The following is a 15,889-nucleotide window of genomic DNA, read 5'->3' on the forward strand; positions in this document are numbered from 1 at the left end:
GAAAACGCGGGTGAGGCATGATTCGGCGAGAAAGCCGCGATCCGTCCGAAGCCCGGTTTTTGAACCAGTATCTTTTAGACCTTTTCCGGAATTGCCGGTTTCCGTGCCGCTGGACAAGGGTCATGCGGAGAAATTTATGGCTTCAGCAGCGGAACAACTGGCCTCGAACCTGAATTTTTCGACCTTCGCGAAAGCTGAAGATCTGAAAAAGCGTCTATGGTTCACCCTTGCCGCACTTCTCGTCTATCGTCTTGGCACGCATATTCCGCTTCCCGGTCTGAACCCGGAAGCCTATGCACAGGCATTTCGCGGCCAGGCGAATGGCATTCTTGGTCTTTTCAATATGTTTGCGGGTGGCGCAGTCGAGCGTATGGCGATTTTCGCCCTCGGCATCATGCCTTACATCTCCGCTTCGATCATCGTGCAGCTCATGACGTCAGTCGTGCCCTCGCTCGAAGCGTTGAAGAAGGAAGGCGAAGCAGGCCGCAAGATCATCAACCAGTATACGCGCTACGGCACGGTGCTGCTCGGTACTCTACAGGCCTATGGCATTGCCGCCGGTCTCGAAAGCGGGGCAGGGCTCGTCATCGATCCGGGCTGGTTCTTCCGTGTCTCGACGGTCATCACGCTGCTGGGCGGCACGATGTTCCTGATGTGGCTTGGTGAACAGATCACGTCGCGCGGTATCGGTAACGGTATTTCGCTGATCATCTTTGCAGGTATTGCCGCTGGATTGCCAGGAGCGCTGGCCCGTACGCTTGATCTTGGAAAGACCGGTTCGCTGTCCACACCTCTGATGCTGACCGTTCTCGTCGTCTGCATCGGCGTGATCGCGCTCATCGTCTTCGTGGAAAGAGCGCAGCGCCGCTTGCTGATTCAGTATCCGAAGCGGCAGGTTGGCAACCGCATGTTCCAGGGCGATACCTCGCATCTGCCTCTGAAGCTGAACACCGCGGGCGTCATTCCGGCAATCTTTGCCTCGTCTCTGCTGCTGCTTCCCGCAACGGCTGCAGGCTTTACCGACAGCACGAAGCTGCCGGGCTGGGCAACGACTGTCATTGCGTCGCTGCAGCATGGTCAGCCTCTCTTCATGTTGTTCTACGGCTTGCTAATTGCGTTCTTTGCTTTCTTCTACACGGCGATCGTCTTCAATCCGAAAGACACCGCCGACAATCTGAAGAAGCATGGCGGCTTCATTCCCGGCATTCGTCCAGGTGAGCGCACGGCTGAATACATCGACTACGTCCTGACCCGCATCACCGTTATCGGTGCGATCTACCTCGTCTTCGTCTGTATTCTCCCTGAAACGCTGATTGCACGCACAGGTATCCCATTAGCCCTTGGTGGTACTTCGCTTTTGATCGTTGTCAGTGTAACTCTTGATACTGTGGCACAGATTCAGGGTCACCTGATCGCCCAGCAATATGAGGGGCTGATCAAGAAATCGAAACTGCGTGGAGGAAAGAGGGGACGATGAGACTGATATTTTTGGGACCGCCCGGCGCTGGCAAGGGAACTCAGGCAAAGCGCCTGACGGACAAATATTCCATTCCGCAGCTATCGACTGGCGACATGCTCCGTGCAGCCGTCAGCGACGGCTCCGAGATCGGCAAGCGCGCCAAGGAAGTGATGGACGCCGGTGGTCTCGTATCGGATGATATCGTCAACCAGATCGTGTCCGAACGGATCGAGCAGCCAGACTGTGCCAAGGGTTTCATTCTCGATGGATATCCTCGCACCGTTCCGCAGGCCAAGGCGCTTGCGGACAACATGCGGCAGAAGAACCTTGTGCTGGATGCGGTGATCGAGCTGCGCGTAGATGAAGAGGCGCTTGTTCGCCGAATCGAAAGCCGCGTTGCCGAAACGGTGGCTGCTGGTGGGACGGTGCGTTCGGACGACAATCCGGAATCGTTCCGCAAGCGTCTGTCTGAATATCGTGAAAAGACCGCGCCTTTGTCTCAATACTATGAGCAGCAGGGCGAGCTGGTCTTGCTGGATGGCATGGCCGATGTCGATGCGGTTACAGCCGCAATCGAAGCCGTTCTTGAAAAAGACGGTGATACCGGGGCATCTGCAGCACGTATCTAAAGAATCTTGGCGGGGCCGGTTGCTTTTTTGAACCGATTCCGTTAAACACCGCGCCAACTCGCGACAACCCAAGCGACTGGCGCGGATTTTCCTTTAGGGAAGGAAAGTCCGGGTTCGGTCGTTTTGACTTGTGACGAACAGGAATTTGAACTGGCGGCAAACTCGTGCCGCTCAAATGAAAGCACCACTTGCCGGATGGCAACTGGAACGCAAGGAGAATAGACGTGGCACGTATCGCTGGCGTCAACATCCCGACGGCCAAGCGCGTTGTTATCGCCTTGACCTATATTCACGGGATTGGTCCGAAATTCGCGCAGGAAATCATGGACAAGGTCGGTCTTCCGGCTGAAAAGCGCGTTCATCAGCTGACGGATGCCGAAGTCCTTCAGATTCGCGAAGCCATCGACCGCGACTACCGCGTCGAGGGTGATCTTCGTCGCGAAACATCGATGAACATCAAGCGTCTGATGGACCTCGGTTGCTACCGTGGCCTTCGTCACCGTCGTGGCCTCCCGGTCCGCGGTCAGCGCACGCACACCAACGCTCGTACCCGCAAGGGTCCGGCGAAGGCGATCGCTGGTAAGAAGAAGTAATTTTCCGGTTCTCCGGAAAAGGGGAGGCTGGTGCAAGCCGCACCAGCCTTTCTGAGTTTGGCGAGATGCTTCTCAAGAGGCTGATCGCCGGTGTAGCCGCTGGAGTTACGGCGGTGAAGAGATCAACGAAAGGACTACCATGGCCAAGGAAGCCACACGCGTACGCCGTCGCGAACGCAAGAACATCACGTCGGGTGTTGCGCACGTCAACTCGACCTTCAACAACACGATGATCACCATCACCGACGCACAGGGCAATGCGATTGCCTGGTCGTCTGCTGGTGCAAAGGGCTTCAAGGGTTCGCGTAAGTCGACTCCATTTGCTGCCCAGATCGCTGCTGAAGATTGCGCCAAGAAGGCTCAGGAACACGGCATGAAGTCGCTTGAGGTAGAGGTTTGCGGTCCAGGTTCGGGTCGTGAGTCCGCACTTCGCGCTCTCCAGGCTGCCGGTTTCATGATCACCTCCATCCGCGATGTGACGCCGATCCCGCACAACGGTTGCCGCCCGCGCAAGAAGCGTCGCGTCTAACGCGTTTCTGTCTGGGAATTCCGCCTTGCCTTTGGTCTGGCGGAATTTTCGCGTAATCGGCGTGTGGTTGCCGGCTTGTCCGGCGTTCCAACGCTTTCAAACCCTCCGATGAACCCTCGGGTTCCTCTCGGTGATCATGCTCGGTCCGCCACGATTGGATGGTGGCGGCGAACGGAAGGTTTAAAGATGATTCAAAAGAATTGGCAGGAACTGATCAAGCCGAACAAGGTCGAGTTCACGTCTTCCAGCCGCACCAAGGCAACGCTGGTTGCCGAGCCGCTGGAACGCGGATTCGGTCTGACGCTCGGTAACGCGCTTCGTCGCGTTCTCTTGTCGTCTCTGCGTGGCGCCGCTGTGACAGCGGTTCAGATCGACGGCGTTCTGCACGAGTTCTCCTCCATTCCCGGCGTTCGGGAAGACGTGACTGATATCGTGCTGAACATCAAGGAAATCGCCATCAAGATGGATGGTGACGATTCCAAGCGCATGGTCGTGCGCAAGCAGGGTCCAGGTGCCGTTACCGCTGGCGATATCCAGACGGTTGGCGACATCGAAATCCTCAACCCCGACCACGTTATCTGCACGCTCGATGATGGCGCTGAAATCCGCATGGAATTCACCGTCAACAACGGCAAGGGTTACGTGCCTGCAGAGCGTAACCGCGCGGAAGATGCACCTATCGGTCTTATTCCGGTGGACAGCCTTTATTCTCCGGTCAAGAAAGTGTCCTACAAGGTGGAAAACACCCGTGAAGGTCAGGTTCTGGACTACGACAAGCTGATCATGACGATCGAGACCAACGGTTCGGTTTCCGGCGAAGACGCCGTTGCCTTTGCCGCTCGCATTCTTCAGGACCAGCTGGGCGTCTTCGTCAACTTCGACGAGCCGCAGAAGGAAGCAGAAGAAGAATCTGTGACCGAACTGGCATTCAACCCGGCGCTTCTCAAGAAGGTCGACGAGTTGGAACTGTCCGTTCGTTCGGCAAACTGCCTGAAGAACGACAACATCGTCTACATTGGCGACCTCATTCAGAAGACCGAAGCCGAAATGCTTCGCACGCCGAACTTTGGTCGCAAGTCGCTCAACGAAATCAAGGAAGTTCTCGCTTCCATGGGTCTGCATCTCGGCATGGAAGTGCCAGCATGGCCACCAGAGAACATCGAAGATCTCGCCAAGCGTTACGAAGACCAGTATTAACCAATAAAAAGGCAGGCCCTTTAAAGACTGCCTTTCCCCGTCAAACAGCAGGCACCGTCATCAAGACAACAGCGCCTGCATGTGCCAGGAAACGGCAGGCCCGGATTGGGAACCTGCATTAAAGGAGAATAGCAATGCGCCACGGAAATTCAGGCCGCAAGCTCAATAGAACCGCCAGCCACCGCAAGGCAATGTTTGCCAACATGGCTGCTTCGCTCATCACCCATGAGCAGATCGTAACAACTCTGCCAAAGGCGAAGGAAATTCGCCCGATCGTAGAAAAGCTGGTGACCCTCGGCAAGCGCGGCGACCTGCACGCTCGTCGTCAGGCAATCTCGCAGATCAAGGATCAGGACGCTGTTCGCAAGCTGTTCGAAGCCATCGCTGAACGTTACGCAACCCGCAACGGCGGCTACCTGCGTATCATGAAGGCTGGCTACCGTCAGGGCGACAACGCTGCCATGGCTGTTGTCGAGTTCGTAGAACGCGACGTAGACGCCAAGGGCAAGGCCGACAAGGCCCGCGTTGCTGCAGAAGCTGCTGAAGCCGAAGCTGCATAATATCTGACGCTGAAAAGCGTCAAATGATAAAAAGCCGGGTGAGCGATCACCCGGCTTTTTTGTTGTCGGTTTTGATCTAAAAAGACAAGCCGCTGGATCTGAATGTCGCCGGCAAGTCTGCCGCCCGCTTAACGTCGGTAATCCATTCTGCAAGGCAGCGGCTTTTGATCGTCAGCCGGCATCGACGTGCTTGTCCGTATAGATTTTCCCTTGCCTTGCGATCTGGCGCCAGGGCCGAGCCTTTTTAAGGGGGATATCATAGTCAGGATTGTTGCGGTCAAGTGTGGTGAACACCAATTGATTGATTGGCTCCGAGGTGCAAGATGCGACGACTTTTCCCTCTGGCCCCAAAATGGCCGCGGGGCCTTGGGGTGCCTTTTGTGCGGGCGTCGCGCCGCTGATCCAGACACAATTGAAACCGGCGTGAGCGCGTAGTGCGATCTGGAAAAAGTTGCCGATGCCACCCTCGCAGAAGTTGACGAGTCGAGCACCCCGCATTGCTGCTTGACGAATGAGGCAGCTTATCGTGCGGCTATTTTCGGCAACGTCGTTCGTGACAGTGCTTTGTGCTGCGGCAATTTTCATAGACCTCACCTCTCACTCAGGCACCGAGATTCGACCTTTGATATGCTTCAGGTGAGAGACGATGGAAAATGTCATGATGACAAGCAGGGACCATGAGCTCCATTTGCCGATATGAACGACGGACCAGGCGCCAAGCTGGTTGGGATAGCTCCAGATGCCGAAGAAGGTAGAGATGTTTTCTGCGAGCCAGACGAAAAAGCCGATCAGGATGAAGGAGAGCAGAAGGGGCATTTTACGGTCGCGGTCATAGGGACGGTAGATGACGGTGGCGCGGGCATAAAGACCGATGGCGCAGGCGGCGATATACCAGCGATAATCGCCGATGAAGTGATGGGTGAAGAAATTGGCATAGATGGCGATGCCCATCAGCGACGCCATCCAGTAGGGCGGGTGGTGGCGAATACGGACATCCAGCAGACGCCATGCCTGAATGATGTAGCTGCCGACGGCGGCGTACATGAAGCCTGAAAACAGCGGAACGCCGAAAACCTTCGTATAGGCAAAGTCCTGATAGGACCATGATTGAATGCTGCCCGATGTCTTGAACACTTCAAGAGCAAAACCCACGAGGTGAAACAGCAAGATAGCCTTGGCTTCGTCCAGCGTTTCGAGCTTGCTCCAGATCAGGAAAAACTGGATCGTAAGGGCTATGACGAGAAGAACGTCGTAGCGGGGAAGGCCGAAAAGACCGTCTCTGGGGACAATGAAGATCGAAAGAAAGAACAGGCCCGCGAAGATGCAGGCTCGAGCCTCCTTTACGCCGAAATAGACGAACTCCACCAGGAAGCGTTTTACGCCCTTCAGCTCGCCCCAAGGCCGCATGTCGCAGAGAAAAGCGTCGATCGACGAGAGTCGACTGGCAGGGTAGGCTGTGTTGGTCTCCACGTCTTCATCCTCAACGCTGTTTGATTCCAAGCTACATCAGAATCGAAATAGAGCGTTATGATGGTGGAGCCTTTTCAACACATCAATAAGATGAGACGCGCCGTTGGCACCTTCGCCGCGAGAATGTTTCCGAGGTTCCTTCGGCAATCAAGCGGAAAGTCGTTCCGTCTTAAGGTCAAAAGAAAGGCGCGGTGATCAGACCGTGTCAACCTTACAATTCCTGGCCGAGATTGACGGCGGTTGGAATCTCTTGCGCGGGTTCGCTTTCCTTTTCGCTGCCACCGGCGGCGAGGTGTCCTGCGATGAGTTCGCCATGAAACCTCGCCATCTCGTAGCAATAGGTGATCTCGCGCTTCTCCGCCGACCAATAGATATCAGGTCGCCCACAGGTCCGCGCGGTCAGCTTGACGTCGCCCTTCAACTTGTAACCGTTGAAGCTGCGGGCGATCAGATCGAGGACTTTGGATTCCTTGACGATGGTGGCGTAAATATCCAGAAACGGATCCCGGACGGGCTCATAGCGTGCCACGAATTTCGTCGCACCGGCCTTTGCCACGAATGGCTTCAGCCTGTCATTCCATTCAGCAGCGGTCTTGGGATAGGCCGTCTCGCAGGCTTTCCAGTCGTTCTTCGGAAGCCCCATCATATCGGCCAGATCACCATAGCCGCCGGCATCCTTGCCAACCATAAGGCAGGCCATCTGGCGATCTCGACCAATATTGGGAACGAGTGTCGAATAGAGCGGCGCGTTGTGCTCAGGCAGGGCCTGCGATGAGCGAGCAAGATACCAGCTGTCCGTTGCGTTGACGATGGCCGTATCGAGCCACTCTTCGTTGGCCTCGAGCATCATGGTTGCAGCCAGCTGATCGGCGGGGTCGATCACATCATTGCCCGTGGGAAGCGGGAGATCGGAAATCAGCATTTTGGCCGCCTCGTGATAGAGGCCGAAGATTGCGTTGCCGATGACGAAGTTGACCGTCTGCTGCAACTGCTCATCGGTCAGATTGTCGAGCGCGGGCGCGGTTTGCGCGTGGGCGGCAGGTGAAAAAGAGGAGAAAACGGTGACCAGGGAAATGGCCATCAACCTGCGCAGCATGGATATGAACTTTCCAAAAAGACGATGTTCGATTGATTGCCACACTCAACGGTACAAGCAATGGGGTGGTTGCCTTCCGACGCAAGAAACGGGTGGATACACGCATGTTTGAAGAGCATAGCGACAAAGAAGCAACGCACAGGAGCCGCTATGACCAAGCTTGTATTTGCCGCCATGAACCCCGGTGAGGCGGACGCCATTCGCCAGGGTGAGCCGGATGCCTATGGACAGAAACCGGAACGCTCGCGTGCTGCCGGAACGTTACCTTGACGTGCTTGCCTTGGGCAGATCAAGGACGGCGAGGAGGTGCTTTTGCTGGCCTATCGGCCCTTTCCCGAGCTTCAACCCTTTGCGGAGACAAGGGCCTGTTTTCATCCATATGCAGCCGTGCGGTCCTTACAGGGCGCAAGAGGTTCTGCCGCCGATGCTGGACAGCCCCGATTATATCGTTCGGGGTTATGGTCACGACGATCGCATCGTCTACGGCACAGGGGCTGTCATTCCCGTCCAGAAAATCTCGGTCAGAGCCGGAGAGCTTCTCGAGAGAGACGACGTTGCCTATGTCCATGTCCGTTCGGCGCGGAACAATTGCTACCAATGCCGAATCGACCGTGGTTGAACGACATTCGACGTAATTTTACGCAATATCCTAAATGGCTTTCAAATCTTCCGTGCAACGATGCGGGAGAGACAAGGGAGAAGCGTATTCATGACCGGACAGATGACAATGCAGAATCGCGGCGCAAGTCGCAGCAAGACTCGAATCTATGGGACTGTTCAGTACTTCAGTCAGTCCGTGCAGGGCCGTGTGGTCGATCTTTCGGCAACCGGCATGGCGCTGGAGCTGGACGGGCCGTTTGCGGCAGCCAAGGGAAGCCGGGTCAAGGTGCAAAGCGAAGACCTCGGTTTTATCGAGGGTACGGTGCAGTGGCAGCACCAGAACAGGCTTGGTCTGCAATTGAAGCTTTCCACCAATACGCTGGCACAACTCTCCTCCTATTTCCGATTTTTCCATGAAGACGTGAAGCCGACGCTGGCGGGCTGAGCGCTGATTTTACCAGGTGGTCTAAAAAATCTGGACAAGTCACACGCCTGTCATTTTGATGATGGACTCCTCTGCAATTCATTCTAGGCTGGGCCTTTCCGTGCAGCCTGAATTTCCTCGAGGAGTTTCCATGTCTTCGCTTATCGGCCTTCATCCCATCACGCGCCGCTCCTTGCTGGGCGGCATTGCCGCCTCCTCGGCGCTCGTCATGCTGCACCCCTTTGCGGCGCGTGCGCAGGGCAATCAGGCGCATCTGCGCATCATGGAAACCACGGATATTCACGTCCACGTTTTCCCGTATGACTACTATGCCGACAAGCCGAACGATACGCTTGGTCTGGCCCGCACAGCCTCCATCATCGACAGCATTCGTGCCGAGGCGGGCAATTCGATGCTGGTCGACAATGGCGATTTCCTTCAGGGCAATCCGCTGGGCGATTACATCGCTTACGAGCGCGGCATGAAGGCCGGTGACAAGCATCCGGTCATCAACGCTATGAACGTTCTGGGTTACGATTGCGGCACGCTTGGAAATCACGAGTTCAATTACGGGCTCGATTTCATGTTCAACACGCTGGGTGGCGCGAATTTCCCCTACGTCTGCGCCAATCTGACCAAGGGCCAGTTGGCGTCGGATCCGAAAAAGGACGATCTGTTCTTCAAACCCTATGTGATCCTTGAAAAACAGATCAAGGACGGCTCCGGTGCGACGAGTCCGGTCAAGGTCGGGATCATTGGTTTCGTGCCTCCACAGATCATGATGTGGGATGCCAAGAATCTGGAAGGCAAGGCGCAGACGCGTGACATCGTGGATGCCGCAAAGGCCTGGGTTCCAGTCATGAAGGAAGAGGGGGCCGATATCATTATTGCCCTGTCTCACTCCGGTATCGAGGGTAAGGGCCAGAGCGACCGTATGGAAAATGCATCGCTCTATCTTGCCGGTGTCGCAGGCATCGACGCGGTTTTCACCGGCCATCAGCATCTTGTCTTCCCAGGCCCGAAAACATGGGACGGCATCGAAGGTGCGGATCCGGTCAAGGGCACGTTGATGGGCAAGCCTGCCGTCATGGCGGGTTTCTGGGGCTCGCATATGGGCCTTATCGACCTGTTGCTCGAAAAGGACGGCAAGAACTGGAAGATCGTCGACTTCACGACGGAAGCCCGGCCCATCTACCACCGCGATGACAATCGCAAGATCGTGGCTGATGTCAAAGACAAGCCAGAGGTCATCAATGCCGTCAAGACCGACCACGAAGCTGCGCTTGCCTATGTTCGCCGCCCCGTGGGCAAGACGTCCGCGCCACTCTATTCCTACTTCGCTCTGGTGGCTGACGATCCGTCCGTCCAGATCGTCTCCAATGCGCAGACCTGGTACATCAAGGACATGCTGAAAGAAGGTCAGTACAAGGATCTGCCGGTTCTCTCGGCTGCAGCACCCTTCAAGGCGGGTGGTCGCGGCGGCTCGGATTATTATACCGATGTCCCCGCCGGTGACATCGCCATCAAGAATGTCGCCGACCTCTACCTCTATCCCAACACGGTGCAGGCCGTGCTGATCACCGGTGCACAGGTCAAGGACTGGCTGGAGATGTCGGCTGGCATGTTCAAGACGGTAGAGGCGGGTGCAAAAGACGCACCACTTCTCAATCCTGATTTCCCTTCCTACAATTACGACGTCATCGATGGCGTGACCTATCAGATCGATCTTTCCAAACCCGCGAAGTTCGACAAGGATGGCAAGGCGGTGAACCCCGATGTCAGCCGCATCGTCAACCTTCAGTTCGATGGAAAGCCAATCGATCCAGAGCAGAAATTCGTGGTGGCAACCAACAATTACCGCGCAAGCGGTGGCGGCAAGTTCCCGGCCATTTCATCGGACAAGATCATCTTCGTGGCGCCGGATACCAACCGTGATGTCATCGTTCGCTACATCATCGCGCAGGGAACGATCAATCCGTCTGCAGACGATAACTGGTCCTTCGCTTCGATTGCCAATACGACGGCGATTTTCGAGACGGGTCCGAAGGGGCGTCAATACGCCAAGGACGTGAAGGGTGCCAAGATCGAAGAGGCCGGAGATGGTGCGGAAGGCTTCGCCAAGTTCCGCTTGATCCTGTAACACCCAAAGTCAGGCGCGTTTTCTGGCGCGCCTGACCAATAGCCGGTGAGCAGACGCGGGGCTTTAGAGCTTTTCTTACTGTTCTCGAAAAATTGTTTTTGCAGCGTGCTCCAATTCCTTTTTTTATTCGTAATGTGAAACATATCTTTAGAAGCCAGCGCTGCGGTATTGGATGGCAATACCTTTGATTGGCTCGCAGGAGGTTTCCATGCCCACCTATCGCCCGCCCAGAATTGCATCATCGGAAATCACCCCGCGGGACATCTATCTTTCCCGAAGAAATTTTATAGGCTCTGCCGCAGGTCTGGCGGCAATGGGACTCTCCACACAATTTGCCGAGGCGACAGCGCTGACGGCAAAGCCGGGCGCTTACAAGCTCGATGAGAAGGTCACACCGCTCGATGCCGTGACCAGCTACAATAATTTCTACGAATTCGGCACGGGAAAATCGGACCCGAAAGCGAATGCTGGCGATTTCAAAACCACACCCTGGACGGTGAAGGTGGACGGGCTTGTCGGCAAGCCGCAGGAATTCGGTATCGAAGACCTGCTCAAATATCCGCTGGAAGATCGAACCTACCGCATGCGCTGCGTTGAGGGTTGGTCAATGGTGATCCCCTGGATCGGCTTTTCGCTTTCCACCATTCTCGATAAGGTCGAGCCGCTTGGCAGCGCCAAATATGTCGCCTTCGAAACGGTCGTGCGTCCTGAGGAGATGTCCGGTCAACGGGGCTTGTTCCAGCCGCTCGACTGGCCCTATGTGGAGGGCCTGCGGCTCGATGAGGCTCGCCATCCGCTGACGATCCTCGCCGTTGGCCTATACGGCGAAACGCTGCCAAACCAGAATGGCGCGCCCATTCGGCTTGTGGTGCCGTGGAAATATGGTTTCAAGGGAATCAAGTCCATCGTTCGCATTTCTCTGGTCGAGAAGCAGCCGGAAACGACGTGGAAGAATTCCAACGCCCGCGAATACGGATTCTATTCCAACGTCAATCCGAAGGTCGACCACCCACGCTGGAGCCAGGCGACTGAGCAGCGCATTGGTGAAGGTGGTTTTTTCAGCACTCAGAACAGGCCGACGCTGATGTTCAACGGTTATGACGAGGTCGCAAGCCTCTACACCGGGATGGACCTGAAAGCGAATTATTGATGGCATCGGCCTTTTCGCTTCCCTCCTTGCCAAAACAGTACCAGCCCGCCGCGATATGGGGCCTCTACGTCATCGGGCTTGTGCCTGGCGTCTGGTATTTTTATCTGGCTGCAACGGGTGGGCTCGGCTTCAACCCAGTCAAGGATTTCGAGCATCTCCTTGGCATCTGGGCGCTGCGATTTCTGTGCCTCGGCCTGTGCGTCACGCCGCTGCGCGATCTTTTCAACATCAACCTGATAGCATATCGCCGTGCGCTGGGACTTATCGCCTTCTACTATGTGCTTGCGCATTTTGCGGTCTATCTGGTGCTGGATCGCGGGCTGATATTCAGTTCGATCATCGCCGATATTCTCAAGCGGCCATATATCATGTTCGGCATGGCCGGGCTTGTGATGCTCATTCCCTTGGCCATCACGTCCAACCGCTGGTCTATCCGCAAATTGGGCTCGCGCTGGAATACGCTTCACAGATTGTCGTATTTCATCCTGATTGCCGGCATCCTGCACTTCGTTTTGGCGCGAAAGTCGCTGACGCTAGAGCCTGTCTTCTACATTTCGGTCATGCTTATCCTGTTGGGATACCGGGCCGCACGTCCGGCCATCATGGCACGAAAGCGTGCGCGAAAGGCCGCGAACGCCCAACGCGTCTCGCGGTGAAAGCGTAGGGCGCTATTGCCCGCAAGATTCAGGCAATCGTCTACGCAGGCTGCAACTCGTTTGACGTTCTCATGAAAAAGCCGGTGCCATCGGGCACCGGCTCAGAGACGTTCGAAACGTTGGAGCACGCGTCAGCTCCTGCGGGAAATCTCCAGATACTCGCTGTCTGTCAGCGGCTCCACCCAGGCTTCATGCGTGCTGACGGGAGAAAAGCCCATCATCTGATAGAGCTGAAGTGCGCGAGGGTGGTCGAGCGTGTTCGTGGAAACCGTAATCTTTTTCGGATTGTCCTGCCACGCGGCATAAAGCGCCTGTAGCAGGAACCATTTACCGACCCCCGCGCCGATGGCTTCTTCCATCAGGCCGAAATAGGAGAGTTCGGTGACATCTGCATCGATGCGATTCAACTCGAAGAAACCGGCAGGCGCACCGTTCAGATATAGCACCGTGACGGAGTTGGCAGGATCACGCAGCGTTGCGGACAGTTCAGCGTCGCTCATGCGCATACGCTTTTGCCAATGCCAGCGCTTTCCCACCCGCCAGTAGAGATAGCGATAGAAATGCAGCGGTATATCCGTGGTACGCATGATGGCAGTCTGGATATTCACGGGCACCGGGAGACTGACCTTGGGCGCCGACGTCATTTCCAGTTGCGTGACATGTGCCTTGATCGGGCCGTTTTCCGATGTTGCGATCGGTTCTGCAGGGCCGGTGACGACAGGTGTGTCCTGTCTGGAGCCCCATTCCGACCACGAACCGTCATAGAGTGAGTTATCGAAATGACCGAGCGATTCCAGCGCGAGCGTAATGACCGCGGCGGTGACGCCAGATCCGCAACTCGTCACGACCGGCTGGGTCAGGTCAATGCCCGCATCGGTAAACATTCTGCGGATCGTGGGGAGGTCTTTGAAGCGACCGTTTTCCGAGAATGCCGTAGCGGGCAGGTTGCGGGCTCCAGGCATGTGGCCTGAGCGCATACCTGCGCGAGGTTCGGCCTCGTCTCCGGTAAAACGACCAGCGCCGCGAGCATCCGCGACCTGTTCATCGCCCTGATCGACAATGGAGCGCATGGCGGCAAAGGATGTAACACGTTTGGGGTTGAAGTGAACCTCGAAGGTCACGGGCTCGACATCAGGGCTGCCGCTCTCCAATGGTTTTGCCGCAGCTTTCCAACCGTCCAGGCCACCGTCGAGAACATAGACCTTCTCGGCTCCCATCACGCGTAGCATCCACCAGACACGTGGCGCTGAGAAGAAGCCGGGGCCGTCGTAAACGACGATCGTATCATGCTCGCCAATCCCCAGATTACCGACTTCCTGCGCGAAGAACTGTGGCGAGGGCAGGGAATGGGGAAGCCCTGTTTCGTGATCTGCTATGACATCCTGATCGAAAAACACTGCACCGGGAATATGGCCGGCCAGATACTCCTGCTTGCCATTGCGATTGTGTGCCGGCAGATACCAGGACGCATCAACAACTTTGAAATGGGGCGTGCCGAGCTGCTGCTCGACCCAATCCGCCGAAACGACGAAACGGCTTTTATCGGTGGTCACGATGTCTCTCCCAGAAATCAGGCGGATGCGCCGGGCTTGCCGAAACGAATACGGAAGCGGCGGTTTTCCTTGCCCTTCTTTTCAATCTTGGCGATGTGGATTTCGCCGACGTCCTGCGTGCTCGACACATGAGTGCCGCCGCAGGGCTGGCTGTCAACGGAAGAATTTTCGCCGATGCAGACGAGGCTGACACGGCCAAGACCAATCGGCGGGCGTACATTCTTGGATTTGACGATACCGGGATTGGCCGCGAGCTCTTCATCGGTGATCCATTGCAGGAAAACCGGGTGATCCTCGTGGACGAGCGCCATGAGTTTTTCGGTCACTTCGTCCTTGTCGATCGTCTCCGACATGTCGAAATCGACACGCGATTCGTCTTCACCGACGGCGGCACCGGTAATCGGCCAGGGGCACACGACCGATAGCAAATGGCATGCCGTGTGCATCCGCATGAGCCGCAGACGACGCGGCCAGTCAATTTGCAGCGTCAGTTTCTCCCCAACGTCCGGCAGGGACTGCCCCTCTGAAGGAACATGAATGATGACGCTCTTGTCGGCACCGTGTTTTGCAACATCAATGTCGATTGTCGTGCCATCGGCTCGGTGCATGACACCCGAGTCGCCGGGCTGGCCGCCCGATGTGGCGTAGAAGCATGTCTGATCCAGCTCTATGCCGCCATCTTCATGCACTGCCGTGACGACCGCCTCACATGTGGAGAGATAAAAATCATCACGAAACAGGGCATTCACAGGCATAGGGACGCAGACCTCAGACGGTTTCGTACGGCACCGCGATCTCACGCTTTTCGGTCAGCCATGCGGGGAGGGGAAGACCCTTGGACCGCAGGAAGTCCGGGTTGAAAAGCTTCGACTGGTAACGATTACCGTAGTCACAAAGAATGGTGACGATTGTATGCCCCGGACCGAGGTCGCGGGCAAGTCGAATTGCACCAGCGACGTTAATTCCAGATGACCCGCCAAGGCAAAGGCCTTCCGTCGTCACCAGATCGTAGAGCACCGGCAGAGCCTCGGCATCGGAAATCCTGTAGGAAAAATCCGGTTCGAAACCTTCAAGATTGGCTGTTATCCGGCCCTGTCCTATGCCTTCGGTGATGGAGGAACCTTCGGATTTCAAAGTGCCGTTCTTGTAGAACTCATACAGAGCTGCACCATCCGGGTCGGCAAGGCCGATCTTGATGTCAGGGTTGAAGTCACGAAGTCCATCGGCCACGCCCGCCAGGGTGCCACCGGAACCCACCGCGCAGATGAAACCATCCACGCGACCATCCGTTTGGTCCCAGATTTCCGGTGCCGTCGTTTCGATGTGGGCTTGACGGTTGGCGATGTTGTCGAACTGGTTCGCCCACACCGCGCCATTGGGATCGGTCGCTGCCAGTTGCTTCGCCAGTCTTCCGGAAACCTTCACATAGTTGTTCGGGTTGGAGTAGGGGGCGGCGGGCACCTCTACCAACTGTGCGCCGAGAAGTTTCAACGCATCCTTCTTTTCCTGGCTCTGGGTCTCAGGAATGACGATGACGGTCTTGTAGCCCAAGGCATTGGCAACGAGCGAAAGCCCGATGCCTGTATTGCCTGCCGTGCCTTCCACGATCGTGCCGCCGGGACGCAACTGCCCACGCCGTTCCGCATCGCGAATGATGTAGAGAGCGGCGCGGTCTTTTACCGACTGTCCAGGGTTCATGAATTCGGCTTTGCCGAGAATTTCGCATCCCGTTGCCGCTGAGGCCGCGTTCAGGCGGACGAGCGGCGTATTGCCGATAGCGGTAAGAACAGAGGTATGAATGGTCATGATCGAGCCTTCTCGTCCAGTCAGCGA

16 protein-coding genes and 1 pseudogene are annotated in these 15,889 nt (G+C 56.3%); 11 read left to right on the forward strand and 6 right to left on the reverse strand.

Annotated features, from left to right (window positions below; all coding sequences use genetic code 11):
* Nucleotides 1–136: 136 nt before the first annotated feature.
* The 6 genes from secY (at nucleotide 137) to rplQ (ending at nucleotide 4,967) form a co-directional block, all read left to right on the forward strand.
* Complete coding sequence (gene secY, locus ASF29_RS14175) at nucleotides 137–1,477, forward strand: preprotein translocase subunit SecY (protein WP_062451333.1); 1,341 nt, start codon at nucleotides 137–139, stop codon at nucleotides 1,475–1,477.
* Nucleotides 1,474–2,088 carry an adenylate kinase gene (locus ASF29_RS14180; protein WP_062451334.1) on the forward strand — a complete coding sequence of 205 codons (615 nt, stop codon included), beginning with the start codon at nucleotides 1,474–1,476 and terminating at the stop codon, nucleotides 2,086–2,088. Before secY ends, ASF29_RS14180 begins: the two co-directional genes overlap by 4 nt.
* 224 nt (nucleotides 2,089–2,312) lie before the next feature.
* Entirely contained in the window at nucleotides 2,313–2,681 is a 369-nt protein-coding gene (gene rpsM / locus ASF29_RS14185) for a 30S ribosomal protein S13 (RefSeq protein ID WP_062451335.1), read from the forward strand.
* Nucleotides 2,682–2,820: 139 nt separating this feature from the next.
* The gene (gene rpsK, locus ASF29_RS14190) at nucleotides 2,821–3,210 is read left to right on the forward strand and encodes a 30S ribosomal protein S11 (protein WP_007766864.1); all 390 of its coding nucleotides are present in this window, start codon (nucleotides 2,821–2,823) and stop codon (nucleotides 3,208–3,210) included.
* A 186-nt stretch (nucleotides 3,211–3,396) separates the two neighbouring features.
* Complete coding sequence (locus ASF29_RS14195; RefSeq protein ID WP_003495228.1) at nucleotides 3,397–4,407, forward strand: DNA-directed RNA polymerase subunit alpha; 1,011 nt, start codon at nucleotides 3,397–3,399, stop codon at nucleotides 4,405–4,407.
* A 134-nt stretch (nucleotides 4,408–4,541) separates the two neighbouring features.
* Entirely contained in the window at nucleotides 4,542–4,967 is a 426-nt protein-coding gene (gene rplQ, locus ASF29_RS14200) for a 50S ribosomal protein L17 (RefSeq protein WP_062451336.1), read from the forward strand.
* Between the two features lie 171 nt (nucleotides 4,968–5,138).
* On the opposite strand, the gene ASF29_RS14205 is transcribed toward rplQ, so the two are convergent.
* From ASF29_RS14205 to ASF29_RS14215, 3 genes are all read right to left on the reverse strand, one after another.
* Nucleotides 5,139–5,552, reverse strand: coding sequence for a hypothetical protein (locus tag ASF29_RS14205; RefSeq protein ID WP_062451337.1), 414 nt, complete (start codon nucleotides 5,550–5,552; stop codon nucleotides 5,139–5,141).
* Between the two features lie 12 nt (nucleotides 5,553–5,564).
* Nucleotides 5,565–6,374, reverse strand: a complete 810-nt coding sequence (locus ASF29_RS14210) for a DUF817 domain-containing protein (RefSeq protein ID WP_082453528.1) — start codon at nucleotides 6,372–6,374, stop codon at nucleotides 5,565–5,567.
* A 274-nt stretch (nucleotides 6,375–6,648) separates the two neighbouring features.
* Nucleotides 6,649–7,533 (reverse strand): DUF4344 domain-containing metallopeptidase, encoded by an 885-nt coding sequence (locus ASF29_RS14215; protein WP_062451338.1) that lies wholly within the window; start codon nucleotides 7,531–7,533, stop codon nucleotides 6,649–6,651.
* Nucleotides 7,534–7,683: 150 nt separating this feature from the next.
* On the opposite strand from ASF29_RS14215, the pseudogene ASF29_RS14220 reads away from it, so the two are divergent.
* The 5 genes and pseudogenes from ASF29_RS14220 to msrQ all read left to right on the forward strand — a co-directional run bounded on the left by ASF29_RS14220 (nucleotide 7,684) and on the right by msrQ (nucleotide 12,503).
* Nucleotides 7,684–8,152, forward strand: a pseudogene (locus ASF29_RS14220) (DUF1203 domain-containing protein).
* A gap of 90 nt (nucleotides 8,153–8,242) precedes the next feature.
* Complete coding sequence (locus tag ASF29_RS14225) at nucleotides 8,243–8,578, forward strand: PilZ domain-containing protein (protein ID WP_062451339.1); 336 nt, start codon at nucleotides 8,243–8,245, stop codon at nucleotides 8,576–8,578.
* Nucleotides 8,579–8,708: 130 nt separating this feature from the next.
* Nucleotides 8,709–10,697: a bifunctional 2',3'-cyclic-nucleotide 2'-phosphodiesterase/3'-nucleotidase gene (locus tag ASF29_RS14230; protein ID WP_062451340.1), complete on the forward strand. Its 1,989-nt coding sequence runs from the start codon at nucleotides 8,709–8,711 to the stop codon at nucleotides 10,695–10,697.
* Nucleotides 10,698–10,905: 208 nt separating this feature from the next.
* Nucleotides 10,906–11,847: a protein-methionine-sulfoxide reductase catalytic subunit MsrP gene (msrP, locus tag ASF29_RS14235; RefSeq protein WP_062451670.1), complete on the forward strand. Its 942-nt coding sequence runs from the start codon at nucleotides 10,906–10,908 to the stop codon at nucleotides 11,845–11,847.
* Nucleotides 11,847–12,503, forward strand: coding sequence for a protein-methionine-sulfoxide reductase heme-binding subunit MsrQ (gene msrQ / locus ASF29_RS14240; RefSeq protein ID WP_062451341.1), 657 nt, complete (start codon nucleotides 11,847–11,849; stop codon nucleotides 12,501–12,503). The genes msrP and msrQ overlap by 1 nt, the downstream gene beginning before the upstream one ends.
* A gap of 131 nt (nucleotides 12,504–12,634) precedes the next feature.
* Here msrQ and sseA read toward each other — a convergent pair whose 3' ends face one another.
* Genes sseA through ASF29_RS14255 form a run of 3 tightly spaced genes read right to left on the reverse strand, consistent with a single transcriptional unit; the run spans nucleotide 12,635 to nucleotide 15,862 of the window.
* The gene (gene sseA, locus ASF29_RS25105) at nucleotides 12,635–14,056 is read right to left on the reverse strand and encodes a 3-mercaptopyruvate sulfurtransferase (protein ID WP_062451342.1); all 1,422 of its coding nucleotides are present in this window, start codon (nucleotides 14,054–14,056) and stop codon (nucleotides 12,635–12,637) included.
* 17 nt (nucleotides 14,057–14,073) lie between these two features.
* Nucleotides 14,074–14,811, reverse strand: a complete 738-nt coding sequence (locus ASF29_RS14250; protein ID WP_062451343.1) for an alanyl-tRNA editing protein — start codon at nucleotides 14,809–14,811, stop codon at nucleotides 14,074–14,076.
* A 13-nt stretch (nucleotides 14,812–14,824) separates the two neighbouring features.
* On the reverse strand, nucleotides 14,825–15,862 hold the full coding sequence (locus ASF29_RS14255) for a cysteine synthase A (RefSeq protein ID WP_062451344.1): 1,038 nt from the start codon (nucleotides 15,860–15,862) through the stop codon (nucleotides 14,825–14,827).
* Nucleotides 15,863–15,889 lie beyond the last annotated feature (27 nt).

Origin of the sequence: Rhizobium sp. Leaf262 (genome assembly GCF_001422245.1) — a bacterium.
Taxonomy (GTDB): Bacteria; Pseudomonadota; Alphaproteobacteria; order Rhizobiales; family Rhizobiaceae; genus Agrobacterium.

Coding starts and splice junctions, on each gene's coding strand:
- secY (WP_062451333.1), top strand. CDS start 137: ATGGCTTCAGCAGCGGAACAACTGGCCTCGAACCTGAATTTTTCGACC.
- ASF29_RS14180 (WP_062451334.1), top strand. CDS start 1,474: ATGAGACTGATATTTTTGGGACCGCCCGGCGCTGGCAAGGGAACTCAG.
- rpsK (WP_007766864.1), top strand. CDS start 2,821: ATGGCCAAGGAAGCCACACGCGTACGCCGTCGCGAACGCAAGAACATC.
- ASF29_RS14195 (WP_003495228.1), top strand. CDS start 3,397: ATGATTCAAAAGAATTGGCAGGAACTGATCAAGCCGAACAAGGTCGAG.
- rplQ (WP_062451336.1), top strand. CDS start 4,542: ATGCGCCACGGAAATTCAGGCCGCAAGCTCAATAGAACCGCCAGCCAC.
- ASF29_RS14205 (WP_062451337.1), bottom strand. CDS start 5,552: ATGAAAATTGCCGCAGCACAAAGCACTGTCACGAACGACGTTGCCGAA.
- ASF29_RS14210 (WP_082453528.1), bottom strand. CDS start 6,374: ATGCGGCCTTGGGGCGAGCTGAAGGGCGTAAAACGCTTCCTGGTGGAG.
- ASF29_RS14215 (WP_062451338.1), bottom strand. CDS start 7,533: ATGCTGCGCAGGTTGATGGCCATTTCCCTGGTCACCGTTTTCTCCTCT.
- ASF29_RS14225 (WP_062451339.1), top strand. CDS start 8,243: ATGACCGGACAGATGACAATGCAGAATCGCGGCGCAAGTCGCAGCAAG.
- ASF29_RS14230 (WP_062451340.1), top strand. CDS start 8,709: ATGTCTTCGCTTATCGGCCTTCATCCCATCACGCGCCGCTCCTTGCTG.
- msrP (WP_062451670.1), top strand. CDS start 10,906: ATGCCCACCTATCGCCCGCCCAGAATTGCATCATCGGAAATCACCCCG.
- msrQ (WP_062451341.1), top strand. CDS start 11,847: ATGGCATCGGCCTTTTCGCTTCCCTCCTTGCCAAAACAGTACCAGCCC.
- ASF29_RS14250 (WP_062451343.1), bottom strand. CDS start 14,811: ATGCCTGTGAATGCCCTGTTTCGTGATGATTTTTATCTCTCCACATGT.
- ASF29_RS14255 (WP_062451344.1), bottom strand. CDS start 15,862: ATGACCATTCATACCTCTGTTCTTACCGCTATCGGCAATACGCCGCTC.